Origin of the sequence: Companilactobacillus muriivasis (assembly GCF_036246245.1) — a bacterium.
Classification (GTDB): domain Bacteria; phylum Bacillota; class Bacilli; order Lactobacillales; family Lactobacillaceae; genus Companilactobacillus; species Companilactobacillus muriivasis.
Map to the genome: position 1 here is coordinate 320767 of NZ_BTTQ01000001.1, position 18674 is coordinate 339440.

Annotated in this window: 17 protein-coding genes; 15 read left to right on the forward strand and 2 right to left on the reverse strand. The window is 36.9% G+C overall.

Features of this window, described 5'->3' with window-relative positions; genetic code table 11:
• Positions 1-318 precede the first annotated feature (318 nt).
• Both AAA923_RS01650 and AAA923_RS01655 read left to right on the forward strand, forming a co-directional pair.
• A complete protein-coding gene (locus tag AAA923_RS01650; protein ID WP_338214220.1) occupies positions 319-699 on the forward strand; it encodes a DUF8453 domain-containing protein in 381 nt (126 codons plus the stop codon).
• A 135-nt stretch (positions 700-834) separates the two neighbouring features.
• Positions 835-1206, forward strand: a complete 372-nt coding sequence (locus tag AAA923_RS01655) for a YxeA family protein (RefSeq protein ID WP_338214221.1) — start codon at positions 835-837, stop codon at positions 1204-1206.
• A 181-nt stretch (positions 1207-1387) separates the two neighbouring features.
• Here the strand turns inward: AAA923_RS01655 and AAA923_RS01660 are convergent, their stop codons facing one another.
• Positions 1388-2677, reverse strand: a complete 1290-nt coding sequence (locus AAA923_RS01660; protein WP_338214223.1) for a glycosyltransferase family 2 protein — start codon at positions 2675-2677, stop codon at positions 1388-1390.
• Positions 2678-3176: 499 nt separating this feature from the next.
• Here AAA923_RS01660 and AAA923_RS01665 point away from each other — a divergent pair, with 499 nt between their 5' ends.
• The 12 genes from AAA923_RS01665 to AAA923_RS01720 all read left to right on the forward strand — a co-directional run bounded on the left by AAA923_RS01665 (position 3177) and on the right by AAA923_RS01720 (position 16966).
• Positions 3177-4124 carry a LacI family DNA-binding transcriptional regulator gene (locus tag AAA923_RS01665; protein WP_338214224.1) on the forward strand — a complete coding sequence of 316 codons (948 nt, stop codon included), beginning with the start codon at positions 3177-3179 and terminating at the stop codon, positions 4122-4124.
• A 94-nt stretch (positions 4125-4218) separates the two neighbouring features.
• Entirely contained in the window at positions 4219-5880 is a 1662-nt protein-coding gene (locus AAA923_RS01670) for a glycoside hydrolase family 13 protein (RefSeq protein WP_338214225.1), read from the forward strand.
• Between the two features lie 12 nt (positions 5881-5892).
• Positions 5893-7188 (forward strand): alpha-amylase family glycosyl hydrolase, encoded by a 1296-nt coding sequence (locus AAA923_RS01675; protein ID WP_338214226.1) that lies wholly within the window; start codon positions 5893-5895, stop codon positions 7186-7188.
• 183 nt (positions 7189-7371) lie between these two features.
• Positions 7372-8685 carry an ABC transporter substrate-binding protein gene (locus tag AAA923_RS01680; RefSeq protein WP_338214228.1) on the forward strand — a complete coding sequence of 438 codons (1314 nt, stop codon included), beginning with the start codon at positions 7372-7374 and terminating at the stop codon, positions 8683-8685.
• A gap of 24 nt (positions 8686-8709) precedes the next feature.
• Positions 8710-9570: a carbohydrate ABC transporter permease gene (locus AAA923_RS01685; protein WP_041501817.1), complete on the forward strand. Its 861-nt coding sequence runs from the start codon at positions 8710-8712 to the stop codon at positions 9568-9570.
• Positions 9570-10382, forward strand: a complete 813-nt coding sequence (locus AAA923_RS01690; RefSeq protein ID WP_041501818.1) for a carbohydrate ABC transporter permease — start codon at positions 9570-9572, stop codon at positions 10380-10382. Before AAA923_RS01685 ends, AAA923_RS01690 begins: the two co-directional genes overlap by 1 nt.
• Positions 10383-10462: 80 nt before the next feature.
• Positions 10463-11062: a hypothetical protein gene (locus AAA923_RS01695; RefSeq protein ID WP_137619712.1), complete on the forward strand. Its 600-nt coding sequence runs from the start codon at positions 10463-10465 to the stop codon at positions 11060-11062.
• An 83-nt stretch (positions 11063-11145) separates the two neighbouring features.
• Complete coding sequence (locus tag AAA923_RS01700; RefSeq protein WP_338214230.1) at positions 11146-12249, forward strand: ABC transporter ATP-binding protein; 1104 nt, start codon at positions 11146-11148, stop codon at positions 12247-12249.
• A 64-nt stretch (positions 12250-12313) separates the two neighbouring features.
• Positions 12314-14557 (forward strand): glycoside hydrolase family 65 protein, encoded by a 2244-nt coding sequence (locus AAA923_RS01705; RefSeq protein WP_338214231.1) that lies wholly within the window; start codon positions 12314-12316, stop codon positions 14555-14557.
• A 65-nt stretch (positions 14558-14622) separates the two neighbouring features.
• Complete coding sequence (gene pgmB, locus AAA923_RS01710; protein WP_041501822.1) at positions 14623-15315, forward strand: beta-phosphoglucomutase; 693 nt, start codon at positions 14623-14625, stop codon at positions 15313-15315.
• A gap of 268 nt (positions 15316-15583) precedes the next feature.
• Entirely contained in the window at positions 15584-16570 is a 987-nt protein-coding gene (locus AAA923_RS01715) for an aldose epimerase family protein (RefSeq protein WP_338214234.1), read from the forward strand.
• Positions 16571-16582: 12 nt separating this feature from the next.
• A complete protein-coding gene (locus AAA923_RS01720; protein ID WP_338214236.1) occupies positions 16583-16966 on the forward strand; it encodes a VOC family protein in 384 nt (127 codons plus the stop codon).
• Positions 16967-16999: 33 nt separating this feature from the next.
• On the opposite strand, the gene AAA923_RS01725 is transcribed toward AAA923_RS01720, so the two are convergent.
• Positions 17000-17410: a hypothetical protein gene (locus AAA923_RS01725; protein ID WP_338214238.1), complete on the reverse strand. Its 411-nt coding sequence runs from the start codon at positions 17408-17410 to the stop codon at positions 17000-17002.
• A 423-nt stretch (positions 17411-17833) separates the two neighbouring features.
• Between AAA923_RS01725 and AAA923_RS01730 the strand changes: the two genes are divergently transcribed.
• Positions 17834-18643 (forward strand): HAD family hydrolase, encoded by an 810-nt coding sequence (locus AAA923_RS01730; RefSeq protein ID WP_338214240.1) that lies wholly within the window; start codon positions 17834-17836, stop codon positions 18641-18643.
• Positions 18644-18674: the final 31 nt, after the last annotated feature.

Genomic DNA, 18674 nt, shown 5'->3' on the forward strand with positions numbered 1-18674 from the left:
AAACCATCCATGCTGACATTTTACTCACCTCTAATCAAGCTTGATTATGCCAGCACAGCTTTTTAATATCCAAAAAACCGTCCATACATAATGGACGGCTTTTATAGTTACGGAGTCAACATAACTATTGCATGTACTTTTTTTTATTTTTGATAAACATCTCTGACATCTATCGAATACTATTATCTCTACCACGGGATTAAATGTAAATAACTAATCATACTTATAACTGAAACGTTAGTTTCATGTGACAGAATTGTAAGATGCGTTGCACTATGAAATACTATAAGTACTAAAAACTATTGGAAGTGACCAAAAATGAGTTTTACATCACAAATGATTTTTAATATTACTATTATTTTCATCACAGTGACATTGATTGTCGGAGTTATTTTAAGCGGAATAGCCTTATTTCGAATTGCCGGTGCTCTAAAACTACGAAATCGGATGCTACAACAAGCTACAAGACCATATTTGATATGCCAACGCAACCGTCAGCAATTAATGATCAAGAATCTTGGACCAGTACCCGTAACGATTGATGAAATTGAATCAGATTTCGACTTATCAAATTTGAATCAACAAGTGATCTATGCGAATCAAAGCTTCTACTATAATTTGACCAAACCTGACAAATTAGCAATATCTGTCAAATATCACGATGAAATTCACGATTATCAGGCTGATTTCAATCTCTAGGACTAACACTTTTAGCAGTTAAATAACCTGATATAAATGCATTTGTACTGAAATACTTACAAACCTTACAAAACCGTTAGGATACAAGGATTATCAGCTATGCTATCATTCCATTTAAGTAATGGAGGAATGAATATGAGCAAGAAGATTTGGGTTAGCTTAATAGCAGTTATTATTTTATTAATACCATTGGCTGGTTATGAGTTCTGGTTTATACCAAATTACGGTGGCGATGATTATTACACGTATGTTGGAGCTTCGTACAAAGAGGTTATCGAGCAGGACGCTTCAGGCAATGACCATCGTGAGTATTATTACAACCAAAATGGTTACGATAAAAATGGCAACGAAAAACTTCTCAAATTTGACAGTACATTAGGTCGTCCAATCAAAGAAAATAACTATTTAAAAGTCACTTACAATGATAAACGCCAACAAGTTATTTCATGGGAAAAGGTTCAGAAGTCCTCGGTTCCTAGAAAATCAATTGAGCAAATTTTAAAATAAAGAGAGTGCAATAAAACATGGTCAGTTTTCGAGCATTAAGGCAAAGAAGACTAGTAATCCGATTTTTGGATTGATAGTCTTCTTTGTTTTAAGCGGAAAAAGCCATGTTTTGTTGCACGTTTAAGCTGCATATTTAAGACAAAATTAGTTATGTCACAGCCTCATTTTTGTCTAGAACTTTTTAAATTCGATTAGTTTTATTCCAAGTTTGTTGCCCGATCATCTCATGGTAGATTGAAAGTAGTAGGCTGAAGAATAAAATCACATATATATAGGAAATTAAACCAACCGCGAGGAACATTTTTCTAATTCTAAATCTAAAGTTAAACATATCATCGGATTTCATAATTTGTCCAATTCGCTTATTTAACCTTAATTGACGTAGGTAAATTAGAGTAAACATAGTTCCAAAGAACAGTCCTAAGACAGCTAACGCGATGAAGACAACTGACATGAATTCAGGATTCTGAAGATGAATAATAATGAATTTGACAGTTAGATAGATAATGCTGAAATCAGCCATCAAGTTCAAGATTGGTTGAAAAAAGAAAAAGTAAGAGTCGAATTTTTGAGAAGGAGTCATCTTTTTGGAAGTAAAAATCTTTTTGAAGTATTTCCAACAATTAAATCCGCCTTGAGCCCAACGAGCCCGCTGAACGATCAACTTTTTAACACTTAACAAAGCTTCTTGATCAACGTAAGCACTGCCAATATAACGAATCTTGATGCCGTTTAATTCCATACGCAAGGTGAGTTCATAATCTTCCAATAAGGCATTGCCCCAAGGAGCCGTACCCAATTTCTTTGTAATAGTAGAGTATCGGAAAAATTGACCATTACCACAAAGAGCGACGGCGCCCAGATAACTTCGAAACATCTGGGTTAGATGATTGATAGTAAAAAATTCAATATCTTGAAAGATTTGAAGAATTTTCTTAGGAGCTTTCATTTTGACACGGAGTTGGGCAGCGGCGGTTTGAGGGTTGTTAAAAGCTTTGTTGAGTTTTTCAATACTGTTATTGCTCAAAACACCGTCAGCATCAATGACCCCTACAATACAGCGACTTGGATCCAAGTGGTGACGACGGATATAAATTTGAATCATCGGCATAGCAGTGTTGAGCGAATCGCCTTTACCAGTTCGAGCCTTAGGAAGCTTTCTTCTAATAGTAGAAATAGGGCCGTTAACACTATTAACTTTAATCAAAGTATCGTCAATTGAATCATCATCAATGACAAAAATATGCTTCTGTCCAGGCAATTTCAAAACATTCTGCAACGTATTCTGAATAACTTTTCCTTCATTTAAACAGGGAATCAAAATAAAGTAGAAGAATTTATCCATCGGAACAGTCGACTTGGATGCAGAAACAGAATCATGCTTGTGTGGTTTCTTTTCAGTCAAATAAACAAAGAACATAATAAAACATTGAATCATAAAGACAGTGACAGCAATTAAATAGATAACCATATTTATCATCTCTTTAATAAGATTTCAATACCATATTCTTCTTGTTTAAACAATTAAGCAAATATAGAAGATGTCCGTTTTGTCTAAGACGAATATTAATGAATAAATATGAGTTTACTGAAATTGGTCTAGTCTAAAATTGCGTGTTTAATAGGTTTTATGTTTTTAGTTTTTGGAAAAATAATTAGATTATTATCAGATGATTGATGCTGACTAAGACAAATAAGCCGGAGGATTCAAGAACGGAAACAGTCAGCAGTGGTAGTGGTGTTAGGACGGGTGGTTTTCCCGTTCTTACAGCACAGGACGTCTTTTGAGACGCGGTCTTCGGCTCAAAAGCGAGGCTCGAGACCTTGGCTCGAGCCGGTCCACACAGCAGACTGTTTCCGTTCTTGAATCTGTAGGCCCAAAAACAATAATAATTAACTATTTTATAAAATTAGGTTTGAAAACGTATTAAATTGGTATAATTAATTTGTGATATATGGAGGGGAAATGCATGACGACTTTAGTTGATGTGGCGAAAAAAGCCAATGTTTCAAAGATGACTGTTTCAAGAGTCATCAATCATCCGGATAAGGTCACTGACGAGTTAAAACAATTAGTCTACCAAGCCATGCGAGAATTAGATTACCATCCCAATATGATTGCAAAGGCCTTAGTTAACAAGAGTACCCGGATTATTAAGTTGTGTATTTTGGAAGATATTGATACGACAGAACCATATTATATGAATTTAATGATCGGTATTGCTAAGACTTTGGATTTACACCAATATTCGTTGCAGCTAGTCACGCGTAAAAATTTCGATATTGGTAATTGCGATGGTTATATCATTACTGGTATGCGTGAACAGGATGTTGAGTGGATCAACAACTTGAAAAAGCCGGTAGTTATTTTTGGCGAGAATCGTTATGGTTTCGACTATGTTGATACTAATAACAAAGCGGGGACTTATTTGTTATCACAGTTGGCTTTACAAAAAGGCTATGAGCGCTTGATTTATGTGGGAATCGATTCAAAGGAATCATTTGAATATTCACGTGAGGCTGGTTATTTACAACAGGTTCAAGAGAAACGAATGATGCCGGAGTTACATCGATTTGGCAATCATAGTCATCTGGCGGAACAGTTTGTTCGTGATAATTGGGAAAATATTACTAAAAACACAGCATTTATTTGTGCCTCAGACCGTTTGGCCATTGGAATCGTTCGGGGAATTACTCGTTGTGGCGGGAAAATTCCTGATGACTATGGCGTAACTGGGTTTGATGGTGTATTTTTGAATCAGGTTGCTTCGCCTAAAATAACGACTATCAAACAGTCGATTATTGAAATGGGCAGCGCCTGTGGTGAAAATTTACTAGATAAGATCGATACGAATGCCAAACAAGGTGCATTAGTCTTTGAGCCTAAGATTAGTTTAGGTGGGACATTGCGCGATTAATTTGTTACCGATAACATTGAAGATAGCCTTGCTTACGTGAGGCTTACTTTTTTATACTGGTGTGTAAGGGTTTACACGAAGGGGGCCGCTTATTGTGAATTGGTATGATAAAGCTATTATTTACCAAATTTACCCTAAAAGTTTTCAGGACACTAATGACGATGGTATCGGTGACTTACAGGGGGTAACTAAGCGTTTACGTTACATTAAGGATATGGGGTTCAATACCATCTGGTTGAATCCAATTTTCGTGTCACCACAAGTTGATAACGGTTATGATGTTTCAAATTATTTTGCTATTGATCCAATATTAGGGGATACTGATGACTTTTCGGACATGATTGAAAAGGCTCATAAACTGGGATTACATATTATTTTAGATTTACCAATCAATCACACGTCAGATGAACATCCATGGTTTAAAGATGCAGTCAATAACGCTAACAGTATTTTTAGGGACTATTATATTTGGCATGATGCAGTCGATGGTCATGAACCCAATAACTGGGGCTCATTCTTCGGTGGCAGTGTCTGGGAGAAGAATCCTACTAATTCGAATGAATATTACTTCCATCTCTTTGATAAGAAGATGCCGGATTTGAATTGGAAGAATACTGAAGTTCAGAAGTCAGTCGCTGATATCGCGAAGTTTTGGTTGGAAAAGGGTGTCGATGGCTTTAGACTCGATGCTTTCATTCATATTGCAAAAGCAAATTTGGATCAAAATTCGTTAATGACAGACGAGAAGTTTCCTATTGATGATACTTTCTATGCCAAACTTCCAGCTGTGAAGAATTATATGTCCGGTTTCGTTAAAGAAATCAAAGAGTATAAACCAGATGCTTTCTTATTTGGTGAAGCCTCCTCGGCCAAGGCTCGTGATGCGGCAGAGTATACCCGTCCTGATGGTAATGTCTGCGATGTGGTCGTCAATTCTGATAACTATGGGGAAGTTTATGACGACAGCAATAAAGATGTTCCAAAGTTCTTCCAAAATCGTCAATTGTCATTGGATTCTTTGAAACAGACTTATGTAACATGGGAAAGCGTGCTTGATCATGTCAGTTTACCAACGTTAACCTGGGGAAATCACGATATTAGCCGTGTGTTGGACCGTTTGAATTTGCCTGTTGAAGATGACAAAGTTACTAAATTGTTAGCGATGTTGTTATTCTTGCAACGTGGTATTCCCGTAGTTTATTATGGTGAAGAAATCGGTATGCATGGTCTGAAATATCAAAAGATTACTGATTTTTACGATCAACGTGCATTAGATTTGATTCAGAGTCTACGTCTGAAGTCCTACGATGATGCAACAATTCTGAAATTATTGAACAATCAAGATGAAATGACTGCTCGTGGTCCAATGCAATGGGATGATTCACAATATCACGGCTTTTCAACGAAACAACCATGGAATTGGGCTCAAACTGATACAAATAACGTTGATCAAGAAATTACCGATGATAACAGTGTTATGACATTTTATCGAAAACTTTTACGTGTAAAAAAACATGAATGCTTTACAAGTGGCAGTTATCAATTGCTAATTACCGACCCAAAGATTTATGCTTATCTTAGAGAAACGACTGAGTCTAAAGGACTCGTCATTAGTAACTTTTCTGATCAAAAAAAGACTTTTGTTTTACCAAAAGCCGCTTGGAAGAGTGTATTAACAAATGAATCAATCAAGAAAACCGGTGGAACCATTGAATTAGGTCCCTGGGGATGTTGTGCTTTGGAATCGAGAAAATAGAGGGGTGTAATAATGGCAAGTCAGACGGATGTTAAATTAAGAAAAGTTCAAATTTATTCCATTTTTGTTAGAAATCACACGAAAAAAGGTACTTTGATGGCGCTCGAACCAGATTTACAACGTATCAAAAACCTCGGTACCGACTATATTTGGTTGATGCCTATCTATCCTATTGGAAAAAAAGGTCGTAAAGGTAAACTAGGCTCGCCATATTCGATTAAAGATTATCGTGCTATTGATCCTAAACTTGGTACATGGCAAGACTTTTTGAAGATTGTTAAGTCCATTCACGACCACGGTATGAAAGTTATGCTTGATATTGTCTACAATCACACTTCACGTGACTCTGTCTTGCTACAAGTTCATCCTGAGTGGTTCTTACACGATAAGAATGGCAAACTATATAACAAGAATGAGGAATGGACTGACGTTGCAGAGTTAGACTATTCTCACAAAGCTTTGTGGAATTATCAAATTGAAACGTTGAAGCGCTATGCCAAAATTGTTGACGGTTTCAGATGCGACGTGGCTCCACAAGTTCCAATTGAATTTTGGAAAGAAGCACGTAAAGAAGTTGCCAAGGTTAACCCTAAAACTGTGTGGTTAGCTGAATCAACAAGTAAAGATTATATCCAAGACTTGAAAGGCAAAGGCTTCCACGTTTCTTCTGATGCTGAACTTTACAGTGCTTTTGATATGACTTATGACTATGACATTGACCAAACATGGCGTGCCTATGTTAAAGGTGACATCTTGCTCAAGAAGTATGTTGAAGCTTTGAATACTCAAGGCGTTATTTATCCTAAGAACTATATTAAGATGCGTGGTTTGGAGAATCATGATCAACCAAGAGCGCACAGTATGTTCATTAATGAGAATGATATGTACAATTGGACGGCGTTCTCCGAGTTCCAAAAGGGTTCAACGCTGATTTATGCCGGTCAAGAATATGGGTTCAAGCACACGCCAAGCTTGTTTGACTCCGATAAATTGGACTGGAAAGATGCTAAGATGAACTTGTCATCATTGATTGAACGAATGCATGAATTGAGCCAAAGTGATATCCAAGTATCAGGCAATTATAAGGTTACAGCTCTAGAAAATGATACTGTTGAAGTGACCTATCGTTACGGTGATATTATCAGAATTGGTCTATTTACTTTGAAAGGGATGTCAAGCGAGGTACCAGTTGCTCTACCAAGTGACAGTTATACCAATATGCTTAACAATTCCTTGGTTCATGTGAAAGATGGTATTATTCAACTCGATTATGATCCTATCGTTATTCAAGGAAAGACTAATGAATAAAGGCTTATAAGCAATTTAAAGCAGCTAATTACTTTGTGAATTAGCTGCTTTTTTGTTGTCCAAATTTTTTGATGAAACAAAGCTGTTATCGGTAACATCCCGAAAGCGGTTGCAATGAAGGCGGTTTCGCAACATAATGGAAATCGTAATAAAGAAATATTATTTTTATAGGGGGCTTTGGTAATGAAGAAGAACTTCTGGAAGCGTTTAGGTAAACGCGTCGGAGTTATTGCTTTGGCAGCCGGTGCAGCATTTATGTTGGCAGCCTGCAGTAACAGTTCATCCTCAGGTAAGGATGTTAAGATTACAATTCTTCAAGGAAAGGTTGAAAATAATAAGCAATTCAAACAAATTGCGAAAGAGTACGAAAAGAGCCATCCAAATGTAAAGATTGAAGTTACATCAATCGGTGGTGGTACTCAATACGATCCAGTATTGAAGACAAGAATTTCATCTGGTAATGCACCAACAATCTTCAGTTTAGCTGGTCCAGCTGATGTTAAACAATTTAAGGCTCATGAAGCTGATTTGTCTGACACAAAGGCCGCTAAAGCAGCTCAACCAGGAACATTGGATGCTGTAAAGAATGACCAAGGTAAAGCCGTTGGACTACCATTCAACGTTGAAGGTTATGGATTTGTTTATAACAAGAAGGTCTTTGAAAAGGCCGGAATCGATCCACAAAGCTTAACTACAGTTGATAAATTGACAGCTGCTGTTAAACAATTGGATGCACAAAAGGATCAATTAGGTATCAAAGGTGTCTTCGCACTTCCTGGTAAGGAAGCTTGGATCATGTCTGATCACTTGTTAAACCTTTATGTAGCACAAGATTACAACGGTAATGCACAAAAGCTTTACAAGTCAAAGAAAATGGCATTTTCAAAGAATGCTGATATGAAGACAATGCTTGATCTTCAAAAAGATTACTCAATCAAGCCAGTAATGCAAATGGATTACTCAGCACAAGTTAACCAATACTTCTCACAAGGTAAGACAGCTATGATTCAACAAGGTGACTGGATTTACCCAACAGTTGAAGGTATTGATAAGAACTTCGCTAAGAATGACATTGGTATGATTCCTATTCCCGTACCTGGTGAAGAAGGCAAACTACCAGTTGGTACATCTCTATACTGGGCTGTTAATAGTCAAAAATCTACAGCAGAACAAAAAGCTGCTAAGAACTTCTTAGACTGGCTATACACATCTAAAGCTGGTAAGAAGGATGTTGTTGATACATTGCACTTCGTTCCTGCATACAAGGGTTACGACAACTACAAGATGAAAGATCCATTGACATCAGTAGTATTCAAGTACTCACAAGAACACAAGACAACTGGCTGGGCATTCCCAGGATACACTGGTACTTCATGGGATCCAGACGTTGCACAACCAAATCTACAAAAGTACTTATCAGGCAAACAAAGCTGGGATAAGACAGTACAAAATATGACTGATGGTTGGGCAAAACAACAAAAATCAGCAAATAATTAAAAGTAACAAAAGAGGGCAATGAATATGAAAAACAAAAGTCTTTCATTCTGGTTATTTTTAACACCAACCCTCGTTGCGTTAGCTTTAGTAGTATTTATTCCGGTCATAGAAGGTTTGTTCTATTCATTTACTAACTGGGACGGATTAACATTTACTAAGGTAGTAGGATTTCAAAATTACATTACATTATTCCAAGACAAGGCGTTTCTTAACGCCTTTTGGTTTACAGTGGGGTTTGTAATTGTCACAGTTATCATGCTGAACGTAATAGGCTTGGGATTAGCATTATTAGTTACACAAAAATTCAAGGGAAATAACTTCTTACGTACAATTTTCTTCATGCCAAATATGATTGGTGGTTTAATCTTAGGTTTCATTTGGCAATTTATCTTTACACAAGGCTTCCAAGCTTTAGGTAACGCCTTGCATATGAATTGGCTTCAAAACTGGTTGACTAATGAAACAACTGGTTTTTGGGGATTAGTTATTGTTACAGTATGGCAAATGAGTGGTTATATCATGATTATCTACATTGCTTACTTACAAAACATTCCTAATGAAATTATTGAAGCCGCAAAGATTGACGGAGCTTCAGCTTGGCAACGTTTCACAAAGATTACGTTCCCAATGATCGCCCCAGCATTCACAGTCTGCATGTTCTTGACTCTATCAAATGGATTCAAGATTTATGATCAAAACTTGTCATTGACAAATGGTGGACCATATAACTCAACACAAATGTTGGCTATGGATATTGTTAATACCGCTTATAACTCTGGTAACTTTGCTTTATCAGAAGCTAAAGCTATTATCTTCTTCATCATCGTTGCTGCTATTTCACTATTGCAAGTAGCATACAACCGTAAGAGAGAGGAGGATCTCTAATGGATAAAAAAGGTAGAACAGGTTTAGGAATACTCGGAATTCTACTTGGAATACTCTGGTTGTTCCCATTTTACCTAATCGTTACTAACTCATTTAAAACGCCAAAGGGGATCTTCGCATCAGTTCTCTCTTTGCCACATCCAAGTACCGGCGATAACTACGTGAACTCATTTAAGGCTTTGAACTTTATCGGTTCATTGACTAACTCAGTAATTATCACAGTTTGCAGTGTATTGTTGCTCATTCTATGTTCTTCAATGGCTGCATATGCTCTTCAAAGAAACCACAGTAAATTGAGTGGCGGAATCCTAATGCTATTTATCTCAGCTATGTTGATTCCATTCCAATCAGTTATGATTCCTTTGACAGCTAACTTCGGTGCTGTACATTTTCTAAACATGTGGGGCTTGGTCGTTATGTATCTAGGATTTGACTGTAGTTTGTCAGTCTTCTTGTATCAAGGTACATTATCAAGTATTCCTATTGCGATGGATGAATCAGCTGAAATTGAAGGCGCAAGTCGTTGGCAGATCTTTAGTAAAGTTATCTTCCCAATGCTTTCACCTATCACAGTTACAGTTGCTATCTTGAACATCATTGCTATCTGGAACGATTATCTATTGCCATCACTTGTCTTGCCACAAGCGCAATACACAATTCCACTACAAATGTTCAATTTCTTCGGTGAATATACTAAGCAATGGCACTTAGCCTTAGCTGGTATCACACTTTCCATCATCCCAGTAATCATCTTCTATCTATTCGCTCAAAAGTGGATTATCAAAGGTGTTACCGATGGTGCTGTTAAGTAATTAAATAGAAGGGACGAAATGTTGTGATCAACTTAAACTCAAAAAATGGACAGAGACTAATCGCGAGTGGGAACTGGTTGATGTCACTATTTAGCATCAATTTCTCATTCTTCTTAATCAATTTTTCGGTTATCCTGACTGCAATAGTTTTGTTCAATCTTAAATTTTCAACTACGTATAGTGTTGTTTTGATAATTCTTTGGTTAATGATTTCGGTCTTCACGATTCCTGGATTGGTTGCAAGTTTTGCTTCTGTTCAAGAATGGCAGACTAATGGTAGTGTAAGTTTCTTCAAATACTTTTTTAAACAATGGTTTGATTCTCAAAAAAACTATCGTATCAACTTTGGATTAGGCTTTGTAGCAAGTATTTTCATTTTGCTAAATAAAATAACGGTTGGTTCTCCCCAATGGCACATGGCAGTCTTGATCTTTACATTCGTATATTTCATGGTGCTTGTGGCCACAGGATTTCAATTAGCAACACATAAATTTGATAGCATTTTGGCTTTATTTGTTGAAAAACCTTTACCAATAATTATCTCAGTAATAGTATTTTTAATCTTGATCTTAATGAATTTCATTTTGCAATTGGCTTTTCTAAGTGTCGTATGTAGCGTATCGCTTTCCACTTACGTTTCTTATCGGCTATTAGGTGGTCAAATAGCCAAAAAGGATTGACAATAGGTGTGGTGGACACATCTAGATTAGTAAGATTAAACGTATTTGTTAGCTGAAAGTCGAAAATATAAGGAGCGTTAAAAATGGTAAAAATTAACTTGGAACACATTTACAAACGCTATCAAGGTAATACTGACTATTCGGTTAGTGATTTTAACCTAGACATAAAAGATGGTGAGTTTATTGTCTTCGTTGGACCTTCCGGATGTGGTAAATCCACCACATTACGTATGATAGCGGGCTTGGAGAACATCACAAAAGGTGACTTTAAGATGGACGACAAGGTTATGAACGAAGTTTCGCCTAAAGATCGTGACATCGCTATGGTTTTCCAAAACTATGCTTTGTACCCACACATGACAGTCTTTGATAACATGGCTTTCGGATTGAATATTCGGAAGAATGATAAGGAAGATACTAAGAAACGTGTCGACAACGCTGCCGATATCTTAGGATTAACTCCATATCTAAAACGTAAACCAGCTGCTCTATCTGGTGGTCAAAGACAACGTGTTGCTTTAGGACGTGCTATCGTTCGTGATGCAAATTTGTTCTTGCTTGATGAACCATTGTCAAACTTGGATGCTAAATTGAGAGTCCAAATGCGTACAGAAATTGCTCAATTGCACCAACGTTTGGGACGTAATTTTATCTATGTTACCCACGATCAAGTTGAAGCTATGACCATGGCTGACCGTATCGTCATTATGAATGATGGTCGGATTCAACAAGTTGGTACACCTGCTGAACTATACAGCAAGCCAACTAACAAGTTTGTTGCTGGATTTATCGGATCACCTGCTACCAACTTCTTCGATGTCAAACTTGTTGATGGTAAAATCGTTAATGATCAAGGTTTAAATATTGCTGTTCCTGAAGGACAATATAAAGTTCTTGAGAAGAAAGGCTATGCTGGTAAGGAGCTTACATTCGGTATTCGTCCAGAAGACGTTCACGCCGAAGAAGTAGCTATTCAAGCTTTCCCTGATGCCGTAATTAATGCTAAAATCCAAGTTTCTGAATTATTAGGTGCTGAATCAATTCTTTACTCTAATCTCGGTGGAACCGACTTTATTGCTAAGGTTGACTCACGTGATCATCACAAGCCTGGTGATGACGTTCAAATGGCTTTTGAAATGACAAAAGCACATTACTTTGACAAAGATACAGACGAAACGATTCTTTAAGGATTATGAGAGGTAATTAGGTATTTTTACCTAATTACCTTTTTTTATAGGAGGTGTACTACTCGTGCAAAGAATTTTTGAAGTAGATCCTTGGAACGTTGTAACTCACAAATTAGACCGCGAGAACAAACGTCTTCAAGAGAGTCTAACCAGCTTAGGAAATGGTTACATGGGGATGAGAGGTAACTTTGAGGAGGATTATACAGGTGATAGTCTTCCTGGAATTTATCTTGCTGGTATTTGGTATCCCGATAAGACTCGTGTCGGCTGGTGGAAAAATGGCTATCCAAAATATTTTGGAAAAGTCATTAATGCCGTAAACTTTATAAAAATGAATTTTCTAATTGATGGATCACAATTGGATCTCAACAAAGATGAAGTCAGTGATTTCACATTGGATTTAAATATGAAAGATGCTACTTTAACACGTTCATTTATCGTGGACAAGAATGGTAGTAAAGTTAAATTTAACTTTGTTAGATTTTTGAGTGTTGCTCAAAAGGAACTATCTGTTCAAAAGGTAACTTTTGAAAACTTATCTGATAAAGATGTTGATATTAAGGTTATTTCATCACTTGACGCTAATGTTAAGAATGAGGATGCCAACTATGATGAACATTTCTGGAATGTCCTCGAAATTACTAAAGACAGTTTAATTGCTGAAACTAAACCAAATGACTTTGGCACACCAAGATTCACTTCCGGTATGCAAGTAAGCTATGTCACTGATTTAGCTGAAACAGATCAGAATATCACTGACCTTGAAACAAGCAAGACTTTTGAAAAGGTATTAAAGCCTGATGAAGTTGAGTCAATTGAAAAGCGTGTTATCGTCCTTACATCACGTGATTACAAGGAACTAGACGATCTTCGTGATGCTCTGGAAGGTATCAGTGCTAGAGTTGCCAAAGTTCCATATGAGAGACTTTATGCCGATCATGCACATGTTTGGGATGTCCGTTGGAATCAATCTGATATTAAGATTGACGGCGATACTGATGCTCAACAAGGTATGCGTTTCAATCTCTTTGGTTTATTCACAACGTATTCTGGTGAAGATTCACGACTCAATATTGGTCCTAAAGGATTCACTGGTGAGAAGTATGGTGGGGCAACTTATTGGGATACTGAAGCATTCTGTATTCCAGTTTATCTAGGAATTTCTAAACCAGAAGTTTCCAGAAATCTCTTGATGTATCGTTATAATCAACTCAAAGGTGCTTATGTAAATGCCAAAGAGCAAGGTTTGAATGGTGCATTATTCCCAATGGTAACCTTCAATGGTATCGAGTGTCATAACGAATGGGAAATCACGTTTGAGGAAATTCACCGTAACGGCGATATAGCATTCGCAATTTACAATTACACTCGTTATACAGGTGACAAGTCATTTGTTCTCAATGAGGGTAGCAAGGTCTTGACTGAGATTTCTCGTTTCTGGGCTGATCGTGTTCACTTCAGCAAACGTAACGACAAGTATATGATTCATGGCGTTACCGGGCCTGATGAATATGAGAATAACGTTGACAACAATTGGTACACGAACTTCTTAGCCAAATGGACATTGAAATATACTTTGGAAATTTTAGGTGAAGTTTCAAAAGATCAATTTGCTAAATTAGGCGTTTCTGATGCTGAAATGAAACAATGGCAAGATATTGTAGACAAAATGTATTTACCATACGACGAAGATTTGGGTATTTTCGTTCAACATGATGGCTTTTTGGATAAAGATCTTGAGCCAGTCAGCGCAATTCCAAAGGATCAATTGCCAATTAATCAACATTGGTCATGGGATAAAATTCTTCGTTCGCCATATATCAAGCAAGGAGATGTCTTGCAAGGTATCTGGGATTTTATTGATGATTTCAGTGAACGTGAGAAGAAACGTAACTTCGATTTCTACGAACCACTAACAGTTCACGAATCAAGTCTTTCGCCTGCAATTCACTCTGTTTTAGCTGCTGACTTGCACTATGAGGAGAAAGCGGTTGCATTCTATGAGAGAACCGCTAGACTAGACTTAGACAATTATAATAATGACACTGCAGACGGTTTGCATATCACTTCTATGACTGGTGGCTGGTTGGCCATGGTTCAAGGATTTGCTGGTATGAGAGTTCACGCCGATGGAACCTTGAGCTATAAGCCATTCTTACCAAAGAAATGGAATAGCTATTCATTCAGACAGGTCTTTAGAGGTAGAGTTATTGAAATTTCGGTCGATAGTGAAGGACCACATTTCGAGCTCATCTCTGGAGAACCGCTTGAAATTAAAGTTTATGATAAATCAAAACTGCTTAAATAATTGTAAAACGGAGGTGTCTGGATTAGTAATTCAGGCACCTTTTTAAATCAAAGGGGCAAACTAATATGGTTAAATTCGAACAGATTAAAGGATTTTTATTCGATCTAGATGGAGTTATCGCCAATACATCCGCATATCATTCAAAAGCATGGCATCAATTGGCTGATGAATTAGGCGTAACTTGGACAGAAGATTTGGGAAATCAACTTAAAGGTGTTGGTCGAATGGACTCACTTAATCTCATCTTGAAGTATGGTCACAAAGAAAATGTCTATACTGAAGATGAAAAAGTTAAATATGCTGAAGAAAAGAATGAGAACTATTTGAACTTGTTGAATGGTTTGGATAAGTCAGAAATTCTACCTGGTATGGAAGACTTCATTAAAGACCTTTCAGCACACCATTATTTGATTTCATTAGCATCATCATCCAAGAATTCACCACTAGTTTTGGAAAAATTGGATTTAAGAAAATACTTCGATGAAAAAGTTGATCCAGCCACTTTGACACACGGTAAGCCAGATCCAGAAATTTATACTCGTGCTGCTGAAAGTTTGAAATTAAAGCCAGAAGAATGTATCGGATTGGAAGATGCCTCAGCAGGTGTCACATCAATCAATGGCTCTGGTGCAATTTCAGTCGGTATCGGTGATCCAACAGTTTTGAAAGATGCTGATATTAACTTCAACAATACAGCTGAAGTAACATTAGCAAATATTGAAAAAGCTATGGACAACAAAAAAGTATTAAATAAGTAACGCTGTGTTTTCCGTCTCCAGATTTGAAAGTATTTTACTGCAGTGCGGACCGGTCCGAGCCATAGAGCGGTCTCGAACCTCGGTTTGAAGGCTTGCAAAAACCGCAAGTCTCCAAACACGCCCGGTAGTGTAAGAGCTAAAGCTCTAACACTACTTTCACTGCGAGTAAATACTTTCAAATCTTCCGACTATTTGTTTTTAATAAATTTATATTATTAAAACAAATGTCTAGTTGGTAACCTGCGTTAAGTGAGGATTTGGTCATTAAATGGTAGTTGTAAAAACAAAATTTGGGGAAACTAATGGACAAGAGGTTTCTCTTTATAAAATAACTAATAAAAATCAAACGAGTATCAGTGTCTTGAGTTATGCTGCAACGTGGCAAAACTTTGAGGTTGTTGAAGATGGTTTAAAGCATTCTTTGATTGAACACTTCGATAACGTTGCGGATTACGTTAAAACGCCATATGAAGTCGGTAAAACGATTGGACGAGTTGCTGGTAGAATTGGTAAGGCTCACTTTAGTATTGATGATAAGGACTACCAATTAACACCAAATGACGGTCAGAATATCATTCACAGTGGTAACCATGGATTGCAGATGCAAAACTTTGATGTCACTGTGGATTCTGAAAACTCCGTTTTGTTTACACATACTGTCAGTGGTGAAGATGGTTTTCCTGGTGTTTTGAAAGTTAAGGTTCGTTATACTTTGAGCGATGATGATGAGGTTACAATTACTTATAGTGGACGTAGTAATCAAGATACTTTGTTCAATCCTAGTTGTCATGTTTACTTTAATATCAATGACGGCAATCTTCGCCAAGCAGCTTTAAAAGTTAATTCCAAGCGTTTCTTGGATATGAATGAGGAAAAAGTTCCAACAGGTAAATTGTTGGCCGTTACCAATGCTTATGACTTTAAGAATTTCAAGAAGATTGGTCAAGGTTTGAAACAGCTAAAGCCTTTGGATAAATTTGAATTTGACGATGCTTATGTTGTGCATGATAAGGCTGCAACCTTAAAAGATGACAAACGTGCTATTGATTTTTATACTGATCGTAATGGGTTAGTTATTTTTACAGCCAATCCAGTTGATGCAGAGAAGGCAAGTGTTCATGATCATGATTCAATCGCTATGGAATTGATGACCTTACCAGATGCCATTAATCACACTGACTTTGGAAATACAATTTTGAATGCTGGTCAAAAGGTTAGCTACACCAATAAATTCAAATATCGAAAATTGAAATAGAGGGGTTTTTGTATGAAGATTGAACACGTTGGTCTATTTGTGAGAGACCTTGAGAGAACGGTTGAATTTTACGAAACATTTTTTGAAGCAAAGTCTTCTGAAAAATACCATAATCCAGTTACAACTTTCTCATCACGTTTTCTAACATTTCCAGATGGTGCTAGATTGGAAGTCTGCACGCGAGATGATTTGAACAAACATCATGAACAAGGCTATCCATTAGGGTACATGCACCTTGCCATGTCACTTGGTTCAAAAGAAAAAGTTGATGAATTATCAGAAAAAATTACTGCTGCCGGTTATAAACATCTCAATGGTCCAAGAACTACTGGCGATGGCTATTATGAAAGTGTTGTCTGTGATCCTGAAGGCAATCAAATTGAGCTGACGGTATAAAAAAATGGAATCCATTATTAGGATTCCATTTTTTTATTGGTGATTAATGTCTTTGATTTCGAATACTTCTGAAGCATAGGTAGTTCTTAGTGTTTTTCGACCTTTTAGAAATGTTTCTTCAATGTATTCTGGTGTATCATTGCGATTGATTTCTATCGATACTTTTGAGTCATCAGTAGGGTCAATAAACGTTGCGATGATGAAGTTTGTTGGTGACTCATTGCCGCGAGTGAAGCGAACTTCAAGTTCAGTAAATTCCAGTTGTTTAAGAACCGGATTACCGAAGTAATTCAACATATTTGTGTAAAGAGCACGATTAGTTATTTCAGGGTCAAGCATGGGATTTTTGCGATAAGTTGACTCGTTTTTATATAGTAAATCAAAGTTGTTAACAAAATAATCAAAACAGTCAGTCGCATCAAGTCTAGTTATAATATCAACCATAATGTGTTAGCCCCTTTATTAAATTGTTTATATGTTAACGTGTGGTATTTCTTTTCCAGAGCTGAGAGTATTCATCTGCTGCGCGGAACGGTCCGAGCCAAAGAGCGGTCTCGAACCTCGGTTGAAGCCTTTTCAAAGACCGAAAAGTCTCCAACTCGCCCGGTGGTGTAATGGCTAAAGCCATAACGCCACTTTCGCTGCGGATGAATACTCTCAGTTCTTCCATCTAATTTGATTAAATAAGTTACCAATAGGTGTCCACTAGTAAATATTTACTGTCTGAAGGCGAGACGACAACAACTACACGTTTACATATTAAGTATATCGTACTTATCCAATTAATTGGCCTAAAAACAGTAAACGGTTTCAATAGTTTGCTACAATAGAGGAGATAATTATTTTATTAATACGAGGATGATAGCAATGCCAAAATATTTAGTTTTTATGGATCTCGATGGAACACTTTTAGCTGATCACAAACATATTTCTGTGCGGACTAAGAGTACAATTGAACGTTTGCAAAAGCATGACGTAATGTTTTATATTGCAACAGGTCGTATGTATGAATTGGCAAAAATTACTCAAGGCCGTTTGAATCCCAATGTTCACATGATTACTTCAAATGGGGCAGTTTTCGACGGACCAGCTGGTCAAGAAATTACTCATTTAGGAAGTAAAGCAGTTGAGTTAGCTTATCAAGTTACGCAAGTCGATAAGTTGCCAATGATGTTATTTACATCTAAGAAAGCTTATTTCACAGAAAAAATTCCACACTTTATTGCTCAGAATGCTGGTAACTTCGATAATGCCTTTGGTTATAAAGAAATTGAGAGTTTAGACGAGTTGAAAGAAGTCGAATCTGAAATTACTAATGGGGTTATTTTAAGCCGTGGAAATATGGCAGAGTTAGACAAAGCTCGTGATCAATTGGCTGAAAGCAAGTTGTTGCATTTGTCATCTTCTGGGGTTGATAATATTGAGATGATTCCTTTGAAGATTGATAAAGGGACAGCTGTTAAGAGAATTCAATTGGAACAAAATATCGATGCCGACCATACTTTTGTTTTCGGCGATGGTATGAACGATGTTGGAATGATGAAAGAAGCTAAGTATTCCGTTGCGATGGGGAATGCGCTTCCCGCAGTGAAGGAACAAGCTAACTTTGAAACAAATACCAATGATAATGATGGTTTATCAAGATTCTTGGAGCACTTCTTTAAGGAAGAGTTCTAGTTGATAAATTAATTAAAATATCTAAATGGAT